Annotated in this window: 25 protein-coding genes; 11 read left to right on the top strand and 14 right to left on the bottom strand. The window is 52.2% G+C overall.

Annotation, left to right across the window (positions count from 1 at the left end; translation table 11 throughout):
• Positions 1-135: 135 nt before the first annotated feature.
• Together ACLD4F_RS16195 and ACLD4F_RS16190 are read left to right on the top strand one after the other, a co-directional pair.
• Entirely contained in the window at positions 136-1,299 is a 1,164-nt protein-coding gene (locus ACLD4F_RS16195) for a metallo-dependent hydrolase (protein WP_023138836.1), read from the top strand.
• The gene (locus tag ACLD4F_RS16190; protein WP_000203131.1) at positions 1,296-2,504 is read left to right on the top strand and encodes an MFS transporter; all 1,209 of its coding nucleotides are present in this window, start codon (positions 1,296-1,298) and stop codon (positions 2,502-2,504) included. The genes ACLD4F_RS16195 and ACLD4F_RS16190 overlap by 4 nt, the downstream gene beginning before the upstream one ends.
• A 53-nt stretch (positions 2,505-2,557) precedes the next feature.
• Here the strand turns inward: ACLD4F_RS16190 and ACLD4F_RS16185 are convergent, their stop codons facing one another.
• From ACLD4F_RS16185 to tamA, 3 genes are read right to left on the bottom strand one after another with little or no spacing between them, the layout of a single operon-like run.
• Positions 2,558-2,902, bottom strand: coding sequence for a gamma-glutamylcyclotransferase (locus ACLD4F_RS16185; RefSeq protein ID WP_001219167.1), 345 nt, complete (start codon positions 2,900-2,902; stop codon positions 2,558-2,560).
• 2 nt (positions 2,903-2,904) lie between these two features.
• On the bottom strand, positions 2,905-6,684 hold the full coding sequence (gene tamB / locus ACLD4F_RS16180) for an autotransporter assembly complex protein TamB (RefSeq protein WP_411010931.1): 3,780 nt from the start codon (positions 6,682-6,684) through the stop codon (positions 2,905-2,907).
• Positions 6,681-8,414, bottom strand: coding sequence for an autotransporter assembly complex protein TamA (gene tamA, locus ACLD4F_RS16175; protein ID WP_001120235.1), 1,734 nt, complete (start codon positions 8,412-8,414; stop codon positions 6,681-6,683). Before tamA ends, tamB begins: the two co-directional genes overlap by 4 nt.
• 212 nt (positions 8,415-8,626) lie before the next feature.
• Between tamA and msrA the strand changes: the two genes are divergently transcribed.
• Positions 8,627-9,265, top strand: a complete 639-nt coding sequence (gene msrA / locus ACLD4F_RS16170; RefSeq protein WP_000051464.1) for a peptide-methionine (S)-S-oxide reductase MsrA — start codon at positions 8,627-8,629, stop codon at positions 9,263-9,265.
• Positions 9,266-9,447: 182 nt separating this feature from the next.
• Positions 9,448-10,791: a hemolysin family protein gene (locus ACLD4F_RS16165; RefSeq protein WP_057393838.1), complete on the top strand. Its 1,344-nt coding sequence runs from the start codon at positions 9,448-9,450 to the stop codon at positions 10,789-10,791.
• Positions 10,792-10,875: 84 nt separating this feature from the next.
• On the opposite strand, the gene ACLD4F_RS16160 is transcribed toward ACLD4F_RS16165, so the two are convergent.
• Positions 10,876-11,082 carry a DUF1107 domain-containing protein gene (locus ACLD4F_RS16160; protein WP_000689229.1) on the bottom strand — a complete coding sequence of 69 codons (207 nt, stop codon included), beginning with the start codon at positions 11,080-11,082 and terminating at the stop codon, positions 10,876-10,878.
• 325 nt (positions 11,083-11,407) lie between these two features.
• Between ACLD4F_RS16160 and ACLD4F_RS16155 the strand changes: the two genes are divergently transcribed.
• Entirely contained in the window at positions 11,408-11,965 is a 558-nt protein-coding gene (locus tag ACLD4F_RS16155) for a YtfJ family protein (RefSeq protein WP_000175301.1), read from the top strand.
• Here ACLD4F_RS16155 and cysQ read toward each other — a convergent pair.
• The gene (gene cysQ / locus ACLD4F_RS16150; protein WP_000893398.1) at positions 11,955-12,695 is read right to left on the bottom strand and encodes a 3'(2'),5'-bisphosphate nucleotidase CysQ; all 741 of its coding nucleotides are present in this window, start codon (positions 12,693-12,695) and stop codon (positions 11,955-11,957) included. The two genes, ACLD4F_RS16155 and cysQ, sit on opposite strands and share 11 nt — an antisense overlap.
• A gap of 267 nt (positions 12,696-12,962) precedes the next feature.
• On the opposite strand from cysQ, the gene ACLD4F_RS16145 reads away from it, so the two are divergent.
• Positions 12,963-14,906: a bifunctional 2',3'-cyclic-nucleotide 2'-phosphodiesterase/3'-nucleotidase gene (locus ACLD4F_RS16145; protein ID WP_000589376.1), complete on the top strand. Its 1,944-nt coding sequence runs from the start codon at positions 12,963-12,965 to the stop codon at positions 14,904-14,906.
• A gap of 57 nt (positions 14,907-14,963) precedes the next feature.
• Here ACLD4F_RS16145 and ACLD4F_RS16140 read toward each other — a convergent pair whose 3' ends face one another.
• On the bottom strand, positions 14,964-15,350 hold the full coding sequence (locus ACLD4F_RS16140) for a winged helix-turn-helix transcriptional regulator (RefSeq protein WP_076727937.1): 387 nt from the start codon (positions 15,348-15,350) through the stop codon (positions 14,964-14,966).
• An 87-nt stretch (positions 15,351-15,437) separates the two neighbouring features.
• On the opposite strand from ACLD4F_RS16140, the gene ACLD4F_RS16135 reads away from it, so the two are divergent.
• From ACLD4F_RS16135 to ytfE, 3 genes are all read left to right on the top strand, one after another.
• Positions 15,438-16,283 (top strand): SDR family oxidoreductase, encoded by an 846-nt coding sequence (locus tag ACLD4F_RS16135; RefSeq protein ID WP_411010930.1) that lies wholly within the window; start codon positions 15,438-15,440, stop codon positions 16,281-16,283.
• An 80-nt stretch (positions 16,284-16,363) separates the two neighbouring features.
• Positions 16,364-17,329, top strand: coding sequence for a DMT family transporter (locus ACLD4F_RS16130; RefSeq protein WP_411010929.1), 966 nt, complete (start codon positions 16,364-16,366; stop codon positions 17,327-17,329).
• A gap of 102 nt (positions 17,330-17,431) precedes the next feature.
• Positions 17,432-18,094, top strand: coding sequence for an iron-sulfur cluster repair protein YtfE (gene ytfE / locus ACLD4F_RS16125; protein ID WP_000331471.1), 663 nt, complete (start codon positions 17,432-17,434; stop codon positions 18,092-18,094).
• A gap of 111 nt (positions 18,095-18,205) precedes the next feature.
• Here ytfE and cycA read toward each other — a convergent pair whose 3' ends face one another.
• Together cycA and fklB are read right to left on the bottom strand one after the other, a co-directional pair.
• Positions 18,206-19,615, bottom strand: a complete 1,410-nt coding sequence (gene cycA / locus ACLD4F_RS16120) for a D-serine/D-alanine/glycine transporter (RefSeq protein ID WP_000228322.1) — start codon at positions 19,613-19,615, stop codon at positions 18,206-18,208.
• Between the two features lie 295 nt (positions 19,616-19,910).
• Positions 19,911-20,531, bottom strand: coding sequence for an FKBP-type peptidyl-prolyl cis-trans isomerase (gene fklB / locus ACLD4F_RS16115; RefSeq protein WP_000235161.1), 621 nt, complete (start codon positions 20,529-20,531; stop codon positions 19,911-19,913).
• A gap of 219 nt (positions 20,532-20,750) precedes the next feature.
• Between fklB and ACLD4F_RS16110 the strand changes: the two genes are divergently transcribed.
• The gene (locus tag ACLD4F_RS16110; protein ID WP_001119446.1) at positions 20,751-21,386 is read left to right on the top strand and encodes an OapA family protein; all 636 of its coding nucleotides are present in this window, start codon (positions 20,751-20,753) and stop codon (positions 21,384-21,386) included.
• Positions 21,387-21,435: 49 nt separating this feature from the next.
• On the opposite strand, the gene ACLD4F_RS16105 is transcribed toward ACLD4F_RS16110, so the two are convergent.
• The 5 genes from ACLD4F_RS16105 to rpsF form a co-directional block, all read right to left on the bottom strand.
• Entirely contained in the window at positions 21,436-22,362 is a 927-nt protein-coding gene (locus tag ACLD4F_RS16105) for a DMT family transporter (protein WP_000381075.1), read from the bottom strand.
• 147 nt (positions 22,363-22,509) lie between these two features.
• Complete coding sequence (rplI, locus tag ACLD4F_RS16100; protein WP_001196065.1) at positions 22,510-22,959, bottom strand: 50S ribosomal protein L9; 450 nt, start codon at positions 22,957-22,959, stop codon at positions 22,510-22,512.
• Between the two features lie 41 nt (positions 22,960-23,000).
• A complete protein-coding gene (rpsR, locus tag ACLD4F_RS16095) occupies positions 23,001-23,228 on the bottom strand; it encodes a 30S ribosomal protein S18 (RefSeq protein WP_000135199.1) in 228 nt (75 codons plus the stop codon).
• 4 nt (positions 23,229-23,232) lie between these two features.
• On the bottom strand, positions 23,233-23,547 hold the full coding sequence (priB, locus tag ACLD4F_RS16090) for a primosomal replication protein N (protein WP_001519453.1): 315 nt from the start codon (positions 23,545-23,547) through the stop codon (positions 23,233-23,235).
• Positions 23,548-23,553: 6 nt separating this feature from the next.
• Entirely contained in the window at positions 23,554-23,949 is a 396-nt protein-coding gene (rpsF, locus tag ACLD4F_RS16085; protein WP_001216673.1) for a 30S ribosomal protein S6, read from the bottom strand.
• Between the two features lie 386 nt (positions 23,950-24,335).
• Here rpsF and yjfY point away from each other — a divergent pair, with 386 nt between their 5' ends.
• Complete coding sequence (gene yjfY / locus ACLD4F_RS16080; protein WP_000466074.1) at positions 24,336-24,611, top strand: DUF1471 family protein YjfY; 276 nt, start codon at positions 24,336-24,338, stop codon at positions 24,609-24,611.
• Between the two features lie 53 nt (positions 24,612-24,664).
• Here yjfY and ACLD4F_RS16075 read toward each other — a convergent pair whose 3' ends face one another.
• Positions 24,665-25,222: a YagU family protein gene (locus ACLD4F_RS16075; RefSeq protein WP_000026294.1), complete on the bottom strand. Its 558-nt coding sequence runs from the start codon at positions 25,220-25,222 to the stop codon at positions 24,665-24,667.
• Positions 25,223-25,252: the final 30 nt, after the last annotated feature.

Genomic DNA, 25,252 nt, shown 5'->3' with positions numbered 1-25,252 from the left:
ATTACCTTTTTAATAAGGTATCCTAAGCTCTTCCTACCAATAACCGTATTTTTAATCCAACATAACATCCGCTCAAAACACACTTTTTAATATATTTTTAAGGGCTGCCATAATTATTTACTATTTTAAGAGATTATGATGAAAAATGATATATTAATTACCGGTGGACATATCATCGATCCCGCTCGTAATATTAATGAGATTAACAATTTACGCATCATTAACGATATTATCGTTGATGCCGATAAATATCCTGTAACTTCGGAGACCCGGATTATCCATGCCGACGGCATGATCGTCACTCCCGGTCTTATCGATTATCACGCGCATGTTTTTTATGACGCGACGGAAGGCGGCGTCAGGCCTGATATGTACATGCCGCCGAATGGCGTCACCACCGTCGTGGATGCAGGTTCTGCCGGTACGGCAAACTTTGATGCCTTCTACCGAACGGTGATTTGCGCCAGCAAAGTTCGAATCAAAGCGTTTCTGACCGTGTCGCCGCCGGGCCAAACCTGGTCACAAGAAAATTATGATCCTGACAATATTGATGAAAATAAGATCCACGCGCTGTTTCGCCAGTATCGCAACGTTCTTCAGGGATTAAAACTCAAGGTTCAGACTGAGGACATTGCTGAATATGGCTTAAAACCGCTGACTGAATCCCTTCGTATTGCCAACGATTTAAAGTGTCCCGTGGCAATACACTCGACTCATCCCATCGTTCCCATGAAAGAACTTGTCTCCTTGCTACGCCGCGGCGATATTATCGCTCATGCGTTTCACGGCAAAGGTAGCACCATTCTTACTGATGAAGGCGCTGTCTTAGCCGAAGTCCGTCAGGCAAGGGAAAGAGGCGTTATATTTGATGCCGCCAATGGTCGCAGCCATTTTTCAATGAACACGGCACGCCGGGCCATCGCCAATGGCTTTCTTCCGGATATCATCAGTAGCGATCTCTCAACCATCACTAAACTCGCCTGGCCTGTTTACGCCTTACCATGGATTTTATCGAAATACTTAGCACTCGGCGTCGCGCTTACCGATGTCATTAACGCCTGTACCCATACCCCAGCAGTTTTATTGGGCATGGCAGCAGAAATTGGTACGCTGGCCCCTGGGGCATTTGCCGATATCGCCATCTTTAAATTAAAAAACAGGCATGTTGAATTTGCCGATATTCATGGTGAAACGCTCACGGGGACGCATGTGCTGGTACCACAAATGACCATAAAATCCGGTGAGATATTATTTCGTCAAATTGATTTTGGCGCGCGGCCAAACGGAGTTGAAAAATGACCTCAATGCAAAAATGGCTACGGATCGGCGCGACATTAATGTTCGGCCTTTTTGTTGCTTATCTTGACCGTTCTAATCTTTCCGTTACGTTACCTACGATTACACACGACCTGAATATTGATGGCGCAACGGCCAGCATTGTATTAACCATATTTCTTATTGGCTATGCCTTTTCAAATATTTTTGGCGGCGTATTTACCCAGCGATACGATCCGAAAAAAATAGTCATTCTGATGGTGCTAATCTGGTCGATTGCGACCGTTTTTGTCGGATTTACCTCGTCAGTGTACGTTATTTTGATTTGTCGGCTGGTGCTTGGCATTACCGAAGGCATTTATTGGCCGCAGCAGTCCCGCTTCGCCAGCGACTGGTTTTCAGACAAAGAACGGACGCAGGCGAACAGTATTATCCAGTATTATGGACAGTTCCTGGCATTAGGCCTGGGATTTATGATTTTGTCCCCGCTGGATGCTGCCTTCGGTTGGCGAAATGTTTTTATTATCACTGGTGTGATCGGCATTGTTGTTGTAGTTCCACTTTATATAACAATGCTGAAAAAACAGGAAGAAGCGCCTTATTATCGTGCGCCGGCGCCAACAGAGAAAACTAAGCTTACCCTGGAATCGCTGGGCGGAACCCCCTTCCTACTTCTTATTTTTACCTACATCACTCAAGGGATGTTGTTCTGGGGAATTACGTTATGGATCCCCATGGTTGTCAATTCTCTCGGCTATACCGGATTCAGTAAAGCATTGGTCAGTTCTCTGCCTTATCTGACTGCGGTTATACTGGCAATCCCTATCTCATGGATCAGTGATAAGACACAAAAACGTGTACTTATTGCTTCACTGGGCCTACTAATCCCCGGCGTGATGTTATTTCTCCTGCCATTTGTCGATGCGCCGGGCTTTAAAATCACGCTCATTACCCTGGCGATGGGTTATTATGCCGCCAGCTTTACCCCCAATATCTGGTCGATTATCCAGTCGAACGTTAAACCCCATGCGATTGGCCCAGCCTCCGGTATTATTAATGGCATCGGCGCCGGCGGCGGCGGTACGCTGGCAGGCCTAATGGTCGGCTATTTTTACCGGACAACCGGCAGCTATATGCAGGGATTTATGGTTCTCGGATGCATTGTTATCCTGGGCGGCGCGTCATTATTGATCTACGGCAGAATAAGAGCTCACCATGCCCGGCGCTAGCGCCATCAGCCAGAATGTAAAAAACAACGCCACCCGAGGGTGGCGTGTTCAGTTCAGGGCTGGTTTCTGTCTAACCAGTCACCGCTTTCAATCAGAGTTAACCCATCAACAGGACGTTGATATACATACATCCATGCGCTGCCGTAAGGCGTCTGGATTAACTGGCGTGCGTATTCACCGCCCCTGGTGCGCAAAGCATCAAGTTCGGCCAGCGTGGCGTTATCAATTCGATAAACTTCACCGTATACCGCTCCGTTTCCCGGAACTGCGCCTGGATAGTGGCCCAGACTATACAACTGGTAGTTATCGATACGGTAATCGCCAAGCAATTGGGCATTGGTCATCCAGTGACTGTTGCCTTGTTTCTGTCGTAAACTGCCATAGACAAATATTCGCATTGCTAAAACTCAAACTGATAGAGCAAATCAAGTGCCTGATCTACGCCAGACACTGCTTCCAGATATAGCTTAGGCATCAGGCGATAACGTAACGTGAGCGTCGCCAGAGAGTCAAATATCCCTACACCATACTTCACCTGTAGACCCGGCAGTACATAGCCGCTGACCACAACCTGGGACGAATCGCCCACCCCTTGCGTGTCCAGCGCCAGATTACTTACACCGAATGTCTCTCCGATTTTACCCACAACCTGACCACTTTGCGCAACCCCCAGGCCAATAAGCATGGAAGTCATTGCTGCGCTATCACTCTGATTGCTGTCCAACCCCTGCCCACGCAGCAGATAAGAAAGCGCTTCAGCCTGCGGCATCGCCGGATCGGAGAAGATTTCCGCTTTGGGTTCATCAGCAGTGCCTGTGACGCGCACGCCCGCAATGACATCGTCTTCGGTGGCGTCAGGGTTACGGATCGCTTCGATATTGAGCAGCGGCTGATCCGGCGGGCCGGAGAACAGCAGCTCGCCTTTACGGACAAGCAGGTCCTGGCCGTAGGCGCGGAATCGGCCGTCAGGAATATTGATTTGACCATTCAGCCCCAGCCCCTGCTTATCCTGCGCGACTTTCAAATCGCCGGTCAAACGCGCTTTAAGCCCGAAGGCGTCGATGCGCACGTTGTTGCCGACGTGGACCGTCAGATTACTGTTGATGGGAATAGACGCTGTCTGCGGCGTTTCTGGTTGCAGGTCATTGTTGAGCATAACCACATCGCTGGAGACGCCGACCGCGCTCTCCGGCAGGTCGTGCACCACAATTCGCGCCCACGGAACGTCCACACGCCCATCCAACGTGAACAGCGAAGGCGTCGCGTCAAAGACCACATCCGGCGAGACATCCAGGCGCACCATCGGCGGAACGGTAATCCGCACCCGGCTGCCTTTCGCCGTCACCCGCGCGCGCCAGTTGTCAATCTGACTCCAGTCGGCGTTGCCGTTCAGGTTAATTTGCCCTTGTTGTGTTCGCACGATACCGGCGAGCGTCGAACGCGTCCCGCTAAAGTTCATGGTGAGCTGGCTCGGCTGCATCTCAAACGGCATAAAATTACCGTCAATATCCAGCGCGCTAAGCTGCAACTGACCAAACAACTGCGGGCTTTGTACATCGCCGCCCAGACGTAGCCTGGCGTTTAACATTCCCGCCGCTTTTTCGCCGCGCGAAAAGACAGGGTTGACCATCGCCAGATTGAGATTGCGCATGTTGACGTTACCGCCGAGATTGCGCCGCCCCTGAGGATCGGTTACCTGCACCTGGCCATCGAATTGACCATTGTTCGTCAGGCGAATCAGCCATCCCAGCTCGGCGCGATTATTGTGCAGATCGGCGCTGAGGTTCAGCGTCTCAAACGCGACAGGTAACGGCGCGTCATTGACGGTCTGCGTGACCTTCACATTACGACCGGAAAGCGTGACCTTCCCCTGCGGCAATCCCTCCTGGGTGGTGTCCCACGACACGTCCGCTTTCCCGCTAAAGATCCCGCTGGCCTGAGTGGTATCAGGCATAAATGGCTTCAGCATCGCCAGATCAAAGCGGTTGAGATTGACCACCGCCCGTCCTGCGGCGCCCGCATCAATGGTTTGCGGGATGCACAGCTCGGCGTTCGGGTTCAGCCAACAATGTGGCCCGATACTGATTTTCTGTTCTTTATTACGGTAGTCCAGCGCAATCGCGCGGGTCAACGACCATGGCCCCACTGGCGTCTGGAAACGGGTGTCGCTTAACGTCCCTTTCCAGCGCGCCGCCTCGCGATCAAAACTGCCTGTCAGGGAGAGTTGACCGGATACCGGTTCTCCCTGAACACGGAGCTGTAGCTGATGCTGCTTCTCGCTGCCTTTGGCGTCAAGCGTCACCAGATTGATGTTAACGTCGGGCTGCGAAATCCGCTCTACGCGAACGTTGAGATGGCCCGCTATTTGATCGGTGGATTTAATATCGCCCTCAATGCGCGCCTGGGCGACAGACAGCTCCTGCCAGCGCAAGCCGCGGGCGGTAATATCCGCCAACAGCTGCGGCGCTTCTACCGTACCGCGGACTTTAACGATTCCTTTTGCCATGCCGCCCAGTCCTGGCAGCGCATTATCCAGCCCCGGCGCATCGATGGCGGCGTCAAGATTCAGCTCCTTAACGCCAAGCTCGCCTTTTATATCGGCGCTGTTTGGGCCCAGCGCAAGGTGCAGCCCCGGGATCGTCCACTGCATGTAGCTGTTGCCCTTTAGCGTCCCGTTGACGTTAACGCTGTTCTGCTTCACATTGCCGGTCAGCTTGAGCTCCGGAACATCCATCTGCCAGGTGCCGCCGTAGAGGCTGCCTTTGGTTTTCATGACGCCGTTAAGCTTCGCGGGCCAATCCGGGATCTCTTTAGCGGTATTGATGCCATTCAGCGTCAGTTCGCCACGCCAGCTAATCGCCTGCTGCCAGTCCACCAGCGCTTTCAGTTCGGTTTTTCCCTCCAGAGCGGCGACGGTGAGTTTATCGAGATTAATCTGCCGCTCATTCCCTTTAGCATCCAGCGTAATGGTCGCCGGCGGAATATCTTGTCCTTTCACGGCGGTTCGCATCGACAACGTATAGTCGGTCATCTTACCGCTCAGTTTGAGCTTCAGATCGTCAGCCTGAAACTGGGTATCACCCGTCAATGGCCAGGCAATGCGTTGGCTGACGACCTCAAGATTGAGCGGTAAACCGGCCTCCGCCAGCCGCGTCTGGGCGCGAAGCGCGACATCCATCGGCCCGGAAAGGTTCACCCCGACCTCCAGTTGTTCGCGTAACGCGCCGCCGACCTTGAGTTTTATCTTTTCACCCTTTAGCGGATCGATATTCAGCGTACTGTTGAGCGTAATATCAACCGGCCAGTTATTGGCGAGCTGCGCCGTACCGGAGGCTTTCACCGTGCCCTGGTTGGCGTCGATATCCAGAGTATCCAGCTTCATATTACCGTCGATACTGCTGACTTTAAGCAGCATCGTGCGCACCGTCAGATCGGTATCGCCGGTGATGCGTAGCTGCTCGCCGCGAAATGACTCGATATTCAGATTGAGCGGCAGGTGAACATCGGTCATCTCCGGCATTACTGGTTTTGCAAACAGATCTTTTAGCGTTTCGCCAAGCGGCTTTTCATCCGGTTGAGGTTTCTCGATTTTGGGTTCAACCACCTCTTCCTGCGCCACGTCAGCGACCTTCGGCAGCGCAATCAGCAATCCCTGAAGCCGCGTCGGTTTCAGGGTCAGGTTTTTCTCCTGCCATGCCAGTCCGGAGGTAAAATCCAACACCGAAACGGTAGTGTCATCAATCTTGATATTGATGTTATTCAACGCCACGCGCGACAGCGTGATGGGCCAGGGCGTGGAGAGGTTCAGCGGCCCGCTTTCTTCCTCTTCTTGCGCCGGTTCGGAGGGTGGCATTTTTTTGCTGTCGATAGCGACATTAATGTCTTTTAGCGCCAGATCATTGACGCACAGGCTACTGCGCCACAGGCAATCAAGCCCGACGGCCAGATGAATTTCGCCCGCATTCACCGCAATGCCCGGCTGCTCATAGCGGATATTTTTTAACGATAAGTCCCGCCAGCCGCCGGTGACCTGCCCAATCTCCAGCCCCGGCACCCAGCGGTTCGCCGCAGTGAATACCAGATGCAGCCCCGTCGTCGTCCCGACCAGAAACGCAACGCTCGCCAGTAACACCACAATGAAAATCAACACGCCGAGGCTTATTTTCTTCCATAAACTCATAATTCAGGCCCCAGACCGATATAAAACTGTAAACCGTGTTCGTCTTTGTCGCCGACCGGTACGGCAAAATCGAGTTTGATAGGCCCAACCGGCGACGCCCAGCGCACGCCGACCCCGGTCCCGGTTTTGAAATCGCTACGGCGAATATCACTCACCGCCTCGCCGCTATCGACAAACACTGCCCCCCACCATTTGCCGGTGACGTTATACTGGTACTCCAGCGATCCGGTTGCCAGTTTTGAGGCGCCTTTAAGATTGCCGTCGCTATCTTTAGGCGAAATAGATTTGTATTTATAGCCGCGAATACTGCGGTCGCCCCCGGCGAAGAAACGTAAATCCGGCGGAACTTTGTCGAAATCACCGGTTTCTATCCAGCCCAAATTGGCGCGCATCACAAAACGGTGGCGATCGTACAAAGTCCGAATCCAGACGTTTTGCGCCTGCAGCACGGAGAAATCCACGTCGGAGCCCCAGGCCGTATTCGAATAGTCTACCGAGTAGCGCTGCGAATCGCCCCAGGTTGGCATCAGTCCCCCTCGCGAGCGGGTTCGGCTGATCATCACGCCCGGGTAGAACAGCATGGTGGTATTGGTGACGTTCCCCTGGGTAAAGTGGTCGAAACTCCAGCGCAGGTTAATCGCCCGCTGCCAACCGCTGGAAAGGTCCCAGTAACGCGACACGGCAAGCGTGGTCGAGTCCTGCTCCGTATCATTCAAATCGGTACGTTTAAAACCGCCCTGTACCAGATAGTATTGCTCCAGCGGGTTTTTCAGCAGCGGCATTTTATAACTAAAATCCAGCACCTGTTCCGGCGCAGAAATACTGGTGCTGGTGGTCAGGCTATGACCGTAGGAGTTCATCCACGGTTTTTTCCACGACGCTTTCACGCGCGGCCCGACGTCGGTGGAGTACCCCACCCCGGTTTCAATCGTGTTTTCGGTTCGCGGCGATACCACGCCTTTTAACGGCAGAATTTTTGTTTTACGCGATTTCTCAAATTCCGGCGCCACCACGACAGAATTAAACCATCCGGTAGCGGAAAGTCGGCGGTTTAGTTCCGCCAAATCTTTCGACTCGTACTCATCGCCCTCTTTAAACGGTAACAGATTTTGTAAATATTCATCACGAATCTGCGAACCTTCGAAGGTGACAGGCCCGAAGCGATAGCGCTCACCGCTATCATAATCAATATCCCAAAACGCCTGATGACGGCCCAGAGCAATTCCCAACTGACTTTTAACGAATTCGCTGTCGAAATAGCCTTTACGTAGCGACACGCTGGTTAACGACTTCTTAAAATTGTCATAGTCTCCCTGGTTCAGCACCGTGCCGATTGCCGGACGCGTTTTCAGTAAGGCCAGATAATCTTTGTCCGTGCGCGCGCCGCCGCGTAAAATGACTTCTGTACCGCCAATCAACACCGGCTGGCCGGGCGTAACCCTGGCGATTAATACCTGCCGTCCTTTCGCAGGCGGTGGAAGCAAGTCGAATTTGATAGTGGGTTCGTAATAGCCTAACGCTTTAAGCCCTTCGCGAATCGCATCATCAACTCGGGCGCGAAAGCGCCGATCCGGCGTCACCTCATCGCTCTGAATCGTAGAGAGCTGTGCGCGAACGTTTTTTTCCAGCTCTCCGGATAGCCCTTCGACTTTCAGACGAACATTTGCGGCTACCGCAGAACTGCTCAGGCACAGTAAGCTAACCCAACATAACTGACGGATATGTGGCACATTTTCTCCTGAATATCCCCTATTCCCACCCCTGGAAAAAATCACACTACCGCTCCGCGGCTTAACATAAAATCAACAATTTCGATTGAAAAGCAGACGACTGCCCAAATATTTCTTATGGTTAAATCCAGATACATTAATGTTGTTATTGTGTGCAAAGATGCGTCTCGTTACAACCTTAACGCCAATTAACGCTTTCGGGAGAATAGCTCATGAGTTTATTTGATAAAAAACATCTGGTTACTCAAGCAGATGCGTTACCAGGACGCAACACCCCGATGCCGATCGCCACTCTGCATGCGGTAAATGAACACTCTATGACCAATGTCCCTGCCGGGATGGAGATCGCCTACTTCGCTATGGGCTGTTTCTGGGGCGTAGAACGTTTATTCTGGCAATTGCCCGGCGTATATAGCACCGCGGCAGGGTATGCGGGCGGTTACACGCCTAATCCAACCTACCGGGAAGTCTGCTCCGGGCAGACCGGTCATGCCGAAGCGGTACGGATAGTGTACGATCCTGCCGTTATCCGTTATGAGCAGCTTTTACAGATTTTCTGGGAAAATCACGATCCAACGCAGGGGATGCAACAGGGTAACGATCACGGTACGCAATACCGTTCTGCGATTTATCCCTTAACGCCGGAACAGAGTGCCGCCGCTCACGCCAGTCGCGAGCGCTTTCAGTCGGCAATGGCCGCCGCCGGAAACCATCGCCCTATTACCACGGAAATCGCCCATGCGACGCCGTTTTACTACGCCGAAGATGAACACCAACAGTATCTGCACAAAAATCCATACGGTTACTGCGGGATTGGCGGGATCGGCGTTTGCCTGCCGCCTGACGCGTGACGACGCTGGCGTAGGGGGAACTTGTCGGAGTTGAAAATGAACCCTCTGGCGACTTTACAGTAGCTTACGCTATACTAGCCCTGAACTTATCGGCTCACTGCTACGAGCCGGTTTTCATTAAACGTTACCACACGGATTTATAAACTTCCCTTCCGAGGATCTGGCGTTTCGCCGGATAAGATATGTTAAACAGTATATTCATTATATTCTGCCTGATCGCTGTAAGTGCGTTCTTCTCCATCTCCGAGATCTCGCTTGCCGCATCACGTAAGATTAAACTTAAGTTATTAGCTGATGAAGGCAGTATCAACGCACAACGCGTATTGAAAATGCAGGAAAATCCCGGCATGTTTTTCACCGTTGTGCAAATTGGCCTGAACGCCGTCGCTATTCTTGGCGGTATCGTCGGCGATGCGGCATTTTCGCCCGCCTTTTCCGCCCTTTTCTCGCACTATATGTCGCCAGAACTCTCCGAGCAGTTGAGCTTTATTCTCTCCTTCTCGCTGGTGACGGGGCTGTTTATCCTGTTCGCGGATTTAACCCCGAAACGCATCGGTATGATTGCGCCAGAAGCTGTGGCTTTGCGTATCATCAACCCGATGCGCTTCTGCCTGTTCGTTTTTCGCCCGCTGGTGTGGCTGTTTAACGGCATGGCAAACAACATCTTCCGCCTGTTCAAAATTCCAATGGTGCGGAAAGACGACATTACTTCTGATGATATTTACGCAGTGGTGGAAGCCGGCGCGCTGGCGGGCGTCTTGCGCAAGCAAGAGCACGAACTGATTGAAAATGTGTTTGAACTTGAATCCCGCACCGTACCGTCTTCCATGACGCCGCGCGAAAGTATCATCTGGTTTGATCTGCACGAAGACGAACAAAGCCTGAAGAAAAAGGTCGCCGAACATCCGCACTCAAAATTTTTGGTGTGTAATGAAGATATCGACCACATCATCGGCTATGTAGACTCCAAAGATCTGCTGAACCGCGTGCTGGCGAACCAAAGTATGGCGCTGAATGGCGGCGTGCAAATTCGCAATACCTTGATTGTGCCGGATACGCTGACCCTTTCTGAGGCGCTGGAAAGTTTCAAAACGGCGGGCGAGGATTTCGCGGTCATTATGAATGAATACGCACTGGTCGTCGGTATCATTACGCTGAACGATGTGATGACCACGCTAATGGGTGACCTGGTCGGCCAGGGACTGGAAGAGCAAATTGTGGCACGCGATGAAAATTCCTGGCTGGTTGACGGCGGCACGCCGATTGACGACGTCATGCGCGTGCTGGATATCGATGAGTTTCCGCAATCCGGCAACTATGAAACCATTGGCGGCTTTATGATGTTTATGCTGCGCAAGATTCCAAAACGTACTGATTCGGTGAAGTTTTCCGGCTACAAATTTGAAGTGGTGGATATCGACAACTACCGTATCGATCAGTTGCTGGTGACGCGTCTCGACAATAAAAGCAACGTACCGGCGCCGAAACTGCCCGATGCAAAAGGTAAAGAAGACAGCGCGGCCTGAAATCCGTTTGCCAGAAACATCAACGGCTCCTGATTCAGGAGCCGTTTTTTTTTACTTTTTTAACCTACTGCATAGCACTTTTGGTTACGCCATCTCAGTTTGCAGGCGCATAACCTGACGGTTAACTTCAGACATCACAGACAAGTGCTGCTTGTCTCTCACTTTTGGGATAAGAATCTTACCCTTATCGAACTCAAAAGCGCCAACATCCTTGATATATAACCGTCCACGGAACAGGATCTTCACGTACTTCGCCACCTGTAGCGGGTTGTAGCGTTGGAAAATTTTCATTGTTGTCTCCTGCAGAGTATTACGCCCTTGCGGTGCCACAATCGGCCCAACAGTTTTAAGGCGCAAATTTTAATGCCATATGACTATAGACCATATCTACGTCGTTTCCAGTGTGCATAAGTATATTTACCTTTTGATTACAGTTATTCAGAATTATCTAAACATCAGCTCATTTTTCTCAGTATATGCCTTCATTTTTCACAGGAAGTGTGCGCCCGCCCGCAAACTGGCATCCCCTTTGCGGGAAAAAGCATCAATCGCACATATGATTAACTATCGGCCCAAAGTGGTCGGATCACCTGCAAAAAATAAAGAAGGAATGACCATGACCCTACGTAAAATTCTGGCGATGTCGTGTCTGCTACTCCCCATAATGGCTTGTGCGCATAACCTTGAAGATAACCAACGGGTGCCGCCGGTAGGCATTGCCGATCGTGGCGAACTGACGTTGAATAAAGATGAGTTTAGTTATAAAAACTGGAATAGCGCGCAGCTGGCGGGAAAAGTGCGCGTCCTGCTGCATATTGCGGGTCGAACGTCAGCGAAGGAAAAAAACGCCACGCTGATTGAAGCGATTAAATCAGCCAAGCTCCCGCATGACAGATACCAGACGACCACAATTGTGAACACCGATGATGCGATCCCAGGCTCCGGTATGTTCGTGCGTAGCAGTATAGAAAGTAATAAAAAGCTCTACCCGTGGTCGCAATTTATTGTCGACAGCAATGGCGTGGCGCGTAACGCCTGGCAATTAAAAGAAGAGGGGTCCGCCGTCATCGTGCTTGACAAAGACGGTCGGGTTCAATGGGTGAAAGATGGCGCGTTAACCCAGCAAGAGGTACAGCAGGTGGTCGACCTGCTGCATAAGCTCCTCAGTAAATAGTCACCCGGAAGCCGGGGTTAAGGAACGACTCACGAGGGGTATAGTCCAGCGTTTTTCCCTGCCAGTCGTGAACGTGCGCCCCGGCTGCAACGGCAATGGCATGACCTGCGGCAGTGTCCCAGACGCTGGTCGGCCCAAATCTGGGGTAAAGCTGCGCCTGGCCTTCCGCCACAAGACAGAATTTCAGCGAGGAACCAATAGAGGTTGTCTGATGTTCGCCAAGCTGTTGGAGATATTCGGTGAGTTCATCATCCGTATGCGAACGGCTAATCACCACCAGCGGCGGGCGGGCATCCCGGACCTGAATCTGCTTACGCACCCCGCACTCCTCTTTCCAGGCCTTACCTTCCGCCGCGTAGTACATCACTTTCAGCACCGGCGCATAGACCACGCCCAACACCGGCTTGCCCTGCTCAATCAGCGCGATATTGACCGTGAATTCGCCATTGCGCTTGATAAACTCCTTGGTGCCGTCGAGCGGATCGACCAGCCAGTAACGCTGCCAGTGCTGGCGCACTTCCCAGGCGGGCGGATCTTCTTCTGAAAGCACCGGAATATCCGGCGTGAGCGTGCGTAACCCTTCGAGAATCACGGTATGTGCGGCGATATCCGCCGCAGTGACTGGAGAATCGTCCTGCTTGCGGGCGTACTCCATCGGTTTGGCTCCATCATAAACCTGCATAATGGCATCGCCCGCGTTCCGTGCAAGCTGGCATACTTGTTCTAACATTCTCCACCTCTTTATGACAGGGGCGTTAACTCGTTGTTTTACTTATACCCGATCGTTAAGGGTTCCGCCAACTGTGATACCGTCTGCGGTTTTGATAATACCTTTCATGGCATGATTCACCCTTCTGTGAACACTCGCAAAAAATCGGCCGGATGGGGCGGTTTCGCCTTCTTCTGGCGACGGTCGGAACGATATCGGGTTTCACTGTTTATCATCGCTATTTTTCACTATCCGGCTTTTCTATTGCGTTCTTAAAAGGTGCCTCTGATGATTAAGTTTAGTGCAACGCTTCTGGCTACGCTGATCGCCGCCAGCGTGAATGCGGCCACCGTCGATCTCCGTATCATGGAAACTACTGATTTACATAGCAACATGATGGATTTCGATTATTACAAGGATACCGCAACCGAAAAATTCGGATTGGTACGTACCGCAAGTTTGATTCATGCCGCCCGAAATGAAGTCAAAAACAGCGTGCTGGTGGATAACGGCGACCTGATTCAGGGGAGCCCTCTGGGCGATTATATGGCGGCAAAAGGGCTCAAAGACGGTGATATTCACCCGGTCTATAAAGCGCTCAACACTCTGGATTACGCGGTTGGAAACCTCGGCAACCATGAGTTTAATTATGGTCTGGACTATCTGCATAACGCGCTGGCCGGCGCGAAATTCCCTTATGTTAACGCCAATATTATCGACGTTAAAACCCAAAAGCCGCTCTTTACGCCTTATCTGATTAAAGAGACGAGCGTTATTGATAAAGACGGCAACCCGCAAACTCTGAAAATCGGCTATATCGGCTTTGTTCCGCCGCAAATCATGATTTGGGATAAAGCGAATCTGAGCGGCAAAGTTACCGTCAATGACATTACGGAAACCGCCCGGAAATATGTGCCCGAAATGCGCGAGAAAGGCGCTGATATCGTGGTAGTCATTGCTCACTCAGGCCTTTCTGCCGATCCGTACCACAGCATGGCGGAAAACTCGGTTTATTACCTCAGCGAAGTTCCCGGCGTCGACGCGATTATGTTTGGCCACGCCCATGCCGTCTTCCCCGGTAAAGATTTTGCCGACATCAAAGGCGCGGATATCGCCAAAGGTACGCTTAACGGCATTCCTGCGGTAATGCCTGGCATGTGGGGCGACCATCTGGGAGTGGTCGATCTGGTGCTCAATAACGACAGCGGCAAATGGCAGGTTACGCAGGCGAAAGCGGAAGCGCGGCCTATCTATGACGCCGCCGCTAAAAAGTCGCTGGCGGCGGAAGACAGTAAGCTGGTCGATATTCTGAAAGCCGATCACGATGCCACCCGAGAGTTTGTCAGCAAGCCCATCGGCAAGTCTGCCGATAATATGTACAGTTATCTTGCTCTGGTGCAGGACGATCCTACCGTACAGGTGGTAAATAACGCGCAAAAAGCGTATGTGGAACACTTTATTCAGGGCGATCCGGATCTGGCGAAACTGCCGGTGCTGTCCGCCGCCGCGCCGTTTAAAGTTGGCGGGCGTAAGAACGATCCTGCCAGCTTTGTCGAAGTGGAAAAAGGCCAGTTGACCTTCCGTAACGCCGCCGATCTTTATCTCTATCCGAATACGCTGGTGGTGGTGAAAGCCAGCGGCAAGGAGGTAAAAGAGTGGCTGGAATGTTCTGCCGGACAATTTAATCAGATTGATATTCACAGCAACAAACCGCAATCGTTGATCAATTGGGATGGCTTTCGCACCTATAATTTCGATGTCATTGACGGCGTGAATTATCAAATCGATGTGTCACAGCCCGCCCGCTATGATGGCGAATGTCAGATGGTGAATCCGCAGGCGGAACGTATTAAAAACCTGACCTTTAACGGTAAGCCTGTCGACCCGAACGCTACGTTCCTGGTCGCCACGAATAACTATCGCGCTTACGGCGGCAAGTTTGCCGGCACGGGCGACAGCCATATCGCCTTTGCGTCTCCCGATGAAAATCGCGCCGTGCTGGCGGCATGGATTGGCGCAGAGTCAAAACGCGCGGGCGAAATCCATCCGGCGGCGGATAATAACTGGCGTCTGGCGCCAATCCACAGCGATACGGCGCTGGATATCCGCTTTGAAACATCGCCAGGCGATAAAGCCGCTGCCTTCATTAAAGCGAAAGGGCAGTATCCGATGAAGAAGGTTGCCGTCGATGATATCGGTTTTGCCATTTATCAGGTGGATTTAAGCAAGTAACGTGTGTCCCGTATGGCGCTGCGTTTATTCGGCCTGCCAGTCAGGCCGAATAAAGCGCTAGCCGCCATCTGATAAACGGTCCCGCTGCGCCAATACCTGCGGCAAATTCAGTTCTATCCAGTCCGCCAGCGCGGCGACTTTATCGCTCACCTGCTCGCCAAGCGGCGTCAGGCTGTATTCTACATGCGGCGGAACAACTGGATATGACACCCGGTTGAGAAATCCGTCCTGTTCAAGCGCCTGTAACGACTGCGCCAGCATCTTTTCACTCACGCCTCCCATCTTGCGCCGCAGGTCGCTAAAACGGTGTGTACCGTCGCGTAACGCGACCAGAATCAGTACGCCCCAGCGACTGGTGACATGTTTTAACACCTCACGGGACGGGCACCGTTCAGCAAAGAGATTGCCTTCACGCAACTGCCGGGAAAGAGTATGAGAGCGCATTGATACTTACCTTTTTGTACGTACTTACTAAAAGTAAGTTTAGGTGGTAGCGTAATAAAACACAAGACCAACACTGAGGAGTTCACCATGATTGCTATCACCGGCGCAACGGGCCAACTGGGCCAACACGTTATTGAAAACCTGCTAAAAACGGCGCCCGCCAGTCACCTCATCGCGATCGTCCGTAACCCGAAAAAAGCCGCCCCGCTCAGTCAGCGCGGGATTACCGTTCGCCAGGCGGATTACGCTAACGAAGCCGCGCTGACCACCGCCTTACAGGGCGTTGATAAACTGCTGCTCATTTCATCCAGCGAAGTGGGACAACGCACCGCGCAGCACCGCAACGTCATTCAGGCCGCCATTGCCGCGAAGGTGAAATTCATCGCCTATACCAGCCTGCTACATGCAGATAAATCGCCGCTGGCGCTCGCCGATGAACATATTGAAACGGAAAAAATGCTGGCTGAGTCAGGTATTCCTCACACGCTATTACGTAACGGCTGGTATACGGAAAACTACCTGGCGAGCGTCCCTGCCGCGCTGAAACATGGCGTCTTTATTGGCGCGGCGGGAGAAGGGAAAATCGCCTCCGCAATGCGCGCTGACTATGCCGCCGCCGCGCGCGTCATCCGTGAAGAGGGTCACGCCGGGAATGTCTACGAACTGGCGGGTGATGACGCCTGGACATTAAGCCAGTTGGCGGATGAACTTACTCATCAGAGCGGAAAAAAAATCGTCTACCAGAACCTGAGCGAAGTCGATTTTGCCGCCGCGCTGAAAGGCGCAGGCCTGCCTGACGGACTGGCGGATATGTTGGCCAATTCTGACGCTGGCGCGGCGAAAGGCGGCCTGTTTGATGACAGCCATACGCTGCGTAAACTCATCGGTCGCCCGACGACGACGCTCACAGAAAGCCTTCGCTCCGTACTGTAAGTGTTAAAATTTAGTTAATTTATGTAGCATCCTCATAGACCTTCTCTGATAATGACGGAACGGTTTATGAGGAGAATCTGATGATTAGCGGCGTGCTATACGCCCTGCTGGCAGGGCTAATGTGGGGATTGATTTTCGTCGGCCCGTTAATCGTGCCGGATTACCCGGCCCTCTTACAGTCAATGGGACGCTATCTGGCGCTGGGGCTGATTGCCCTGCCGATTGCCTGGTTAGGCCGCACGCGGTTACGCCAGTTGACGCGCAAAGACTGGTCCACCGCCCTGTCGCTGACCCTGATGGGCAATGTAATCTATTACGCCTGCCTCGCCAGCGCTATTCAGCGAACCGGCGCGCCGGTGTCGACGATGATCATCGGGACATTGCCGGTCGTCATTCCGCTTTTCGCTAACGTTCTCTATAGCCAACGAGACGGCAGATTATCCTGGCGGCGTTTAGCGCCCGCGCTGGCGCTTATCGGTTTTGGCCTGCTGTGCGTCAATATTGCTGAACTTAGTCAGGGATTATCCGATGTTAGCGGCTGGCGCTATGGTTCAGGCATTGTGCTGGCGCTGATTTCCGTAGCGTGCTGGGCATGGTATGCGCTGCGCAACGCCCGCTGGCTGCGGGAAAATCCCGACAAACATCCCATGATGTGGGCAACGGCGCAGGCGCTGGTTACGCTGCCGGTCTCGTTAATCGGCTATGCGGCGGTCTGTCTGTGGCTGAGTATCCAGAAACCGCTGTTTACCCTGCCTTTTGGCCCGCGTCCCGCGCTGTTTATCGGTCTGATGATCGCCATCGCGGTGCTGTGTTCCTGGGTGGGCGCGCTGTGCTGGAATATCGCCAGCCAAAAATTGCCAACCGTTATTTTAGGGCCGCTGATTGTTTTTGAGACGCTGGCGGGACTGCTCTATACCTTCATTCTGCGCCAGGAAATCCCGCCATTCCTGACGTTAAGCGGCATTGCGCTCCTGGTGGCGGGCGTGGTCATTGCCGTGAGAGCGAAACCGGAAAAAGCGACCGTCGTTCCGGTCACGGAACGTTAATTTCATCCTGGCTTAAATTATACGCACCCCGAAAGAGTTATAGCCTCGCCTTAAAGATGCATTTAAAATACAACTTATATTATTGCAAATGAGGTAACGGCTATGGCTTATCGCGATCAACCTTTAGGCGAACTGGCGCTCTCTATTCCCCGCGCATCGGCGCTGTTTCGCCAGTACGATATGGATTACTGCTGCGGTGGAAAACAGACGCTGGCGCGCGCCGCCGCGCGTCACGACGTCGATATTGACATCATAGAAGCGCAACTGGCGCAATTGGCTGAACAGCCCATCGAAAAAGACTGGCGCGCCGTTCCGCTGGCGGACATTATTGACCATATCGTGGTGCGCTATCATGATCGACACCGCGAACAACTGCCGGAGCTTATCCTGCAGGCAACCAAAGTGGAACGCGTTCACGCGGATAAGCCAAACGTCCCACGCGGCCTGACAAAATATCTCACCGCGCTGCATGAAGAGCTTTCCAGCCATATGATGAAAGAAGAACAGATCCTGTTCCCCATGATCAAACAGGGTATGGGTCGCCAGGCAACGGGCCCGATAAGCGTAATGGAAAGCGAGCATGACGAGGCGGGAGAGCTGGTAGACGTCATCAAACACGTCACCCAAAATGTAACGCCGCCGCCAGAAGCCTGCACCACCTGGAAAGCGATGTATAACGGCATTAATGAGATGATTGATGATCTGATGGAGCACATCAGCCTGGAGAATAACGTGCTGTTCCCACGCGCGCTGGCCGGGGAATAATCGCCAGCCGGGCATTTTGCCGGATGGCGGCTGTAAACTGCGCCTTATCCGGCCTACAAATCAACGCTACGCTGTAAGCCCGGTAAGCGCCAGCGCCACCGGGCAAAACAATTAACGCATTCCCGCCATCCGTTTCTTACCTATCAACAGCCAGCCCAGACCCAACGCGATAAACCACAGCGGCGTCACGATCAGCGCCTGGCGCGTATCGTCTTCCAGCGTCAGTAATACCAGCACGAACGCAAAGAACGCCATGCAGACCCAGCACATCAGCTTGCCGAGCGGCATCTTATAGATGGATTTTTCATGCAAGTGGGGACGCTTTTTGCGGTACACCAGGTATGAACACAGAATGATGGTCCAGACAAACATAAACAGGATAGCCGAAACCGTAGTGATCATGGTGAATGCGCCAATCACGCTCGGGTTGACCATCAGCATAACCACGCCGCCCAGCAGGCAGATACAGGAGAAGGTCAGGCCTTTCGCCGGTACCGCGCGTTTCGATAGCTTAGCGAACGCTTTTGGCGCCACGCCTTCTTGCGCCAGGCCAAACAGCATACGGCTGGTCGAGAAGACGCCGCTGTTGGCGGAAGACGCCGCCGAGGTCAGCACAACAAAGTTGATCACGCTCGCGGCGGCAGGCAGACCCACCAGTACAAACAGCTCAACGAACGGGCTCTTATCCGGCACCACGGAACTCCACGGCGTCACCGACATAATGACAATCAGCGCAAAGACGTAGAACATGATGATACGGATCGGTATTGAGTTAATCGCGCGCGGCAGCGATTTTTCCGGATCTTTAGTTTCTGCGGCGGTAGTACCGACCAGCTCAATGCCCACGAAGGCGAACACCGCAATCTGGAAACCAGCAAAGAACCCGCTAATACCTTTCGGGAACCAGCCGCCGTCATTCCACAGATGCGCGAAAGACGCTTCAACGCCGGTCGGCGATTTAAAGTGCATCGCAATCATCACCAGCCCGACCACAATCAACGCCACGATGGCGACGATTTTGACCATAGCAAACCAAAATTCCATTTCACCAAACATTTTAACGGTGGCGAGGTTGAGGCTTAGCAGCAAGATCACTACCGCCAGCGAGGCGACCCAATCGGAAAGGCCGGGAAACCAGAACTGCGCGTAGGCGGTAATCGCCACCACGTCAGCCATACCGGTCACTACCCAGCAAAACCAGTACGTCCAGCCGGTGAAATATCCCGCCCAGGGGCCAAGCAGGTCGGAAGCAAAATCGCTAAACGATTTATATTCCAGATTCGAGAGCAGCAATTCCCCCATGGCGCGCATCACGAAAAAAAGCATAAAACCGATGATCATATACACAAAAATGATCGACGGTCCGGCGAGACTGATCGTTTTACCCGATCCCATAAACAGACCGGTACCAATAGCGCCGCCAATAGCGATAAGCTGTATATGACGGTTTGTAAGATTGCGCCGTAGCGACTGTTCAGCCGGAGCCTGTTCGTCGGCTGCGACTTTTACCTGATCTACCATGTTTTTCTTCCTGTACCTGTCTGTGTTGTGCGGGCTCTACGGCCTTTGGTCTATGATACGACGATCCTGTTATCAGGACTCATCGATATTAGGTAAGAATCGGCGGGATGAATACTAAGATTCAAATACAATGTTAATTTTATGTTTAAAATGAGTGTTATATCACTTTGATAATGCGAATTAGCTCACAAAAATACACGTAACGACGCCATTTGCAAAATAAAATATTGGCATCTGCTGAAGTCAGGGTTGCCGGATAAGGCGTTTACGCCATCATCCGGCAAACCCGGGGCGCTTACAGAATTTCCAGCAGTTCCACCTCAAACACCAGGGTGCTGAATGGCGGAATAGATGCCCCGGCCCCACGCTCGCCATAGGCCAGCTCCTGTGGGATAGTCAGTTCCCATTTGGAACCTACCGGCATCAGAGTCAGCGCTTCAATCCAGCCGGCGATCACGCCATTTACCGGGAATTCAGCCGGTTCGCCGCGCGCGACGGAGCTGTCAAATACGGTGCCATCAATAAGCTTACCGGTGTAATGCACGCGTACGCGGTCGGTACGCGCCGGAATCGCGCCTTCGCCCTGCGTCAGAACGCGGAACTGTAAACCAGATTCAGTACTGTTCACACCGTCTTTTTCGCGGTTTTCTTCCAGGTATTTCACGCCTTCGGCCGCCATCGCTTTGAAACGCTCACGACGCACCGCGTCCGCACGCTCATGAATTTCACGCAGCGCACGATGCACCACATCAACAGGAACCGCCGGGTGTTTACCTTCCAGCGCATCAGCAATGCCTGCAACCAGCGCTTCAGGCAACAGCCCTTCAAGACCGGATTCGCTGAGCTGCTGCCCTACCTGCAAACCAATGCCGTAGCTCGCTTGCGCTTCAATAGTGTCAAAAGTCGGGGTGGCCATTATTTTTCCTTCATCGGATATCAAAAAAGTAGCGGGCAGCATAACAGCCACGCTTCTTCTGGTAAAACTTTGTCTCAGGGAGGATGACAAATCGCAGGGAAAAAGAAACAATAGATTATCCGTATTGATGTCACGAAAGCGGATAGCACTACCAGTATCATAGCGTTAGCCATCTATACTCTATGATTAAGGAACGAGATGCGGAGCAGGAGGTAAACCATGCCCGGGCGCTTTGAATTAAAACCAACCCTGGCGAAAATCTGGCACGCGCCGGATAATTTTCGCATCATGGAGCCGCTGCCGCCTATGCATCGTCGTGGCATTATCATTGCCGCTATCGTGCTGGTGATCGGCTTCCTGCTGCCCGCCAGCGAGACCAGCGACTCGCCTGTCGTCACGCGGGAAGCGCAATTGGATCTGCAATCGCAATCACAGCCGCCGACGGAGGCCCAGCTTCAGGCGCAACTGGTCGCGCCGCAAAACGATCCGGATCAGGTGGCGCCCGTTGCGCCGGAACCTATCCAGGAAGGCCAGCCGGAAGAACAAAACCAGCCGCAGACGCAGCCTTTCCAGCAGGATAGCGGCATCGGTCAACAATGGCGCTCGTACCGGGTAGAGCCTGGTAAAACTCTGGCGCAACTGTTCCGTGACCACGGACTGCCCCCGACAGACGTTTATGCAATGGCGCAGGTAGAAGGCGCTGGCAAGCCGCTGAGTAATCTCAAAAATGGTCAAATGATTAAAATTCGCCAGAATGCCAGCGGGGTGGTGACAGGTTTAACGATAGATGGCGATAACGGTCAACAGGTGCTGTTTACGCGTCAGCCTGACGGCAGTTTTATTCGCGCACAGTAACGCCGGCTGCGCCTTACCCCGTCTATACCCTATTCGTTCAGGTGAAGCATTACCGCTTCACCTTATTCACCCACCAAATCCCCGAACATACCAGCACCAGCGCAATCATGTATTTCCACTCCAATATATTCTCGCCGAGAAAAATAGCCGAAAGAGCCGCGCCGGAAACCGGGATCAGAAAGTTAAACGGCGCAATCATCCCCACGCGGTTATATTTGAGTAAAATGCTCCATAGCGCAAAAGCGACCGACGAGAGTAACGTCAGGTAGACTAAAATCGCCACCGACGAGAAGCCATGTATCGTCAGCGTACCGCCAAAAACGTAACCGCCAATGACCAGTACCAGACCGCCAATCCCCAATTGATAGCCAGTCATGACCATCGGATCGACCGTCTGCGAGAGACGTTTGCCATACAATGTGGCCGCAGAAAGAATAAACGCCGCCAGCACCACGGAGCCTTCTCCCGGCAGATTAAAGCTGAAATCCAGGCCGTTGCTGACGTTCACCACCATGACGCCCGCAAAGCCCAGAATACAGCCGAGCGTTTTGTTGTAGCTCAATCGGTCGTTCTGATAAATAAAGTGCGCCAGCAATACGCTGAAGAATGTGCCTGTCGCGTTCATGATTGAGCCTTTCACGCCGGAGGTGAACGCAAGGCCGATATAGAAAAAGAGATATTGCAGCGACGTCTGGGTCAGACCCAGTAACGTTAACTGAGCAAACTGGCGCGGACGAAACCGACCAATCGGTTTACGCTGAAGCAGCGCGAACAGTAGTAGCAACCCACCCGCAAACAAAAAACGATAACCAGCAAAAACAATTTTAGAAGGGATATCGTCGGTGGCTATCTGAAAGAGGTCATAACCGCTTTTGATGGCTGGATAAGCGCTGCCCCATAGCAGGCAACAAAATGCGGCACACACATAAACGACGTTTTTGCGGGCAAACGGGGAGGCCTGGCGTTGGGTATCCATTCTTTCACCAAGAAATTAAAATAATGTTTTATTTTTAATTATCGCGAAAAGAGGGGGAGATAGCCAGTCGAAAAGCGATGGAGTTAAAAAAGCAAAACGCCGGCGCTGGGCCGACGTTTCGTTGCTAGCAAAAACGAGAATGACTGATTACTCAGCAACCACGTTGATGATAACTTTTGCGAATACTTCGCTGTGAACCTGGAAGTTCACTTCGTGTTCGCCAGTGGTACGCAGAACGCCGTTCGGCAGACGAACTTCGCTCTTAGCCACGTCAACGCCAGCTGCAGTCACAGCGTCAGCGATGTCGCGAGTACCGATGGAACCGAACAGTTTACCTTCGTCGCCTGCTTTAGACGCGATAGTAACGGTTTCCAGGGCGTTGATTTTCTCTGCGCGTGCATTTGCAGCAGCCAGAACGTCAGCCAGTTTAGCTTCCAGTTCAGCGCGACGTGCTTCGAAGTATTCAACGTTTTTCTTGGTAGCCGGAACAGCTTTACCCTGTGGTACCAGGAAGTTACGAGCATAGCCCGCTTTAACGTTAACCTGATCACCCAGGCTACCCAGGTTTGCTACTTTATCAAGCAGAATAACTTGCATTACCTTATCCTCTCAAAGTCGTATTAATGGACCGTGACCGATTACTGATGGCGATCAGTGTACGGCAGCAGAGACAGGTAGCGAGCGCGTTTGATAGCGCGAGCCAGCTGACGCTGGTATTTTGCACGGGTACCGGTGATACGGCTTGGGACAATCTTACCGCTTTCGGTGATGTAGTTTTTCAGCGTAGCGATATCTTTATAGTCGATCTCTTGAACGCCTTCCGCGGTGAAACGGCAGAACTTGCGACGACGGAAATAACGTGCCATATGGCTAGTCTCCAGAATCTATCAATTCAATCTGCTCGGCATGCAGAACCATTTTGCTCAGACCGTTCTTTGCCTTGTGGCAAGAGATAAACCCCTGAACGGTTATGCGGCTGCCGACCGTTATACTGTGAGTAATGGCCTGGTTTTCGTGTCCGCTAACAATAACGGGCATTTGGCACCACGCCTGCCGGTGAAAGCCGGCTTCCTCTTGCACAGAACGATGCTCAAGCACGAACTGGCAATGCGGAATTCCTGATGGACTGACCTTTCGAAGGGGGGCCCTGCACACGGTGCCGGACAACGCCAGACGGTTGGTCATCAGAAATTACTCTTCAGAATCCCCAGCTTCAGCATCATCTGCGGTTTCGTTAGCGAAATCATCGCGACGCTCACGGCGCTCGTCTTTCGCTTTAACCATCGGAGAGGCTTCGGTAACAGCGTGCTTAGTACGCATAACCATGCTGCGGATAACGGCATCGTTGAAGCGGAAGGTAGTTTCCAGCTCATCGATCACTTCCTGCGGCGCTTCAACGTTCATCAGAACGTAGTGCGCTTTGTGCAGTTTGTTGATCGGGTAAGCCAGCTGACGGCGGCCCCAGTCTTCCAGACGGTGGATCTTGCCTTCTGCGCCAGTGATGGCAGCAGAGTAACGCTCGATCATACCCGGAACCTGTTCGCTCTGGTCAGGATGGACCATAAAAACGATTTCGTAATGACGCATCGAATTGCTCCTTACGGATTATTCAGCCTCCTGTCTGGGTCAGCCGCGGCCCATGGAGGCAAGGAACGTGTTAAAGGTCGGCTGAAAAATGACGCGTTATAATACTGACACGCCCGGCGAAACTCAAGGCAATAGTTCGATTATTTATGTGCCTGCCGATCAGTTCTGAAATGTAAAAGATTAAGGATGAGATACCGACCTGTTAACCACCATAACAGCTAGCGAGTTGACGATTTATCAGGCATCAGCGGGAAATGCGGTAATTTTTTGAACAACTGCATCAGAAATGGTCGCTATCGCTCCTGCTGGTAGCGATTAAAATAACATCAGAGGTTCACAAAAAAGGAGGCAGGGCCAGGTCAGCAACCGCCGCCGAGGAGGTCACTATGTTCTTCCGTATTTTCCCCCTTCTGGCTGGATTTTTGCTCAGCGTAAATACAATGGCAGCCATTGAAATTGATAATCGTCAGGCCAGAAATATGGACGATATACAGAGCTTAGGCGTGATTTACATAAACCATAATTTCGCGACTGAAAGCGAGGCCCGCCAGGCGCTGAAAGAAGAAACTGATGCGCGAGGCGCAATGTACTACCACCCGATTTTGTTACGGGAGCCCGGTAGTAACGGCAACATGCATGCCAGCGCGGAGATTTATCGCTAGTATCAGGAAAATGCCATAGTTTTGCCCCCTGGTCAGGGGGCATTTTTTTTCGCTTATCGGGTTGTTAATGGCACTTCGGCATCCGGCTCATGCGTTATGCGGTTTCGCAGATCGCGGCGCATTAATTCAATCACCCAAAACCAAAATACATGTCCCAGAATTTCAGAAGCGTACTCGTCAAAAGGAAGTTGTGTAAGCGGAGGCGTTAAGTTCAGCGCCGGGCAGAATATGCCATGCACGACAACCGTAACAATCAGCCCCGCCAGTATCCCCTGCCATAATTTAACTTTAGGGAAAATTTCCGCGACGACGCAGTAACCTATTGCGAATACCAGCGAAAAGATAATATGAGTTACCATCACAGGGTTAATAACATGCTCAGAAAAGGTATAAACCGTTTGTGTTGGGTCAATGCCTAAATAATCCCGCAAAAAAATATACGGTGGATTAAACTCATCGCGCCCGCCGGAAAACGTTCGCGGCGGTAAAGGAACTTCCGCGCCCCATTTTACAAATGCTGAAATAATACCCGCTGCAAAACCAATTAACGCAGCTACTCCATACCGACGCCGCTGTGGGTCAGTTTTAACAAACAATCCGTTGATAGACACAGTAGTATGATTCTATAGAGTGTTATGAAA

It is taken from the genome of Salmonella sp. 741265050_HSA, assembly GCF_046569445.1.
In the GTDB taxonomy this organism is placed as follows: domain Bacteria; phylum Pseudomonadota; class Gammaproteobacteria; order Enterobacterales; family Enterobacteriaceae; genus Salmonella; species Salmonella enterica.
Note: the sequence above shows the minus strand (reverse complement) of the source record. Positions and strands in the feature narration are given on the sequence as shown.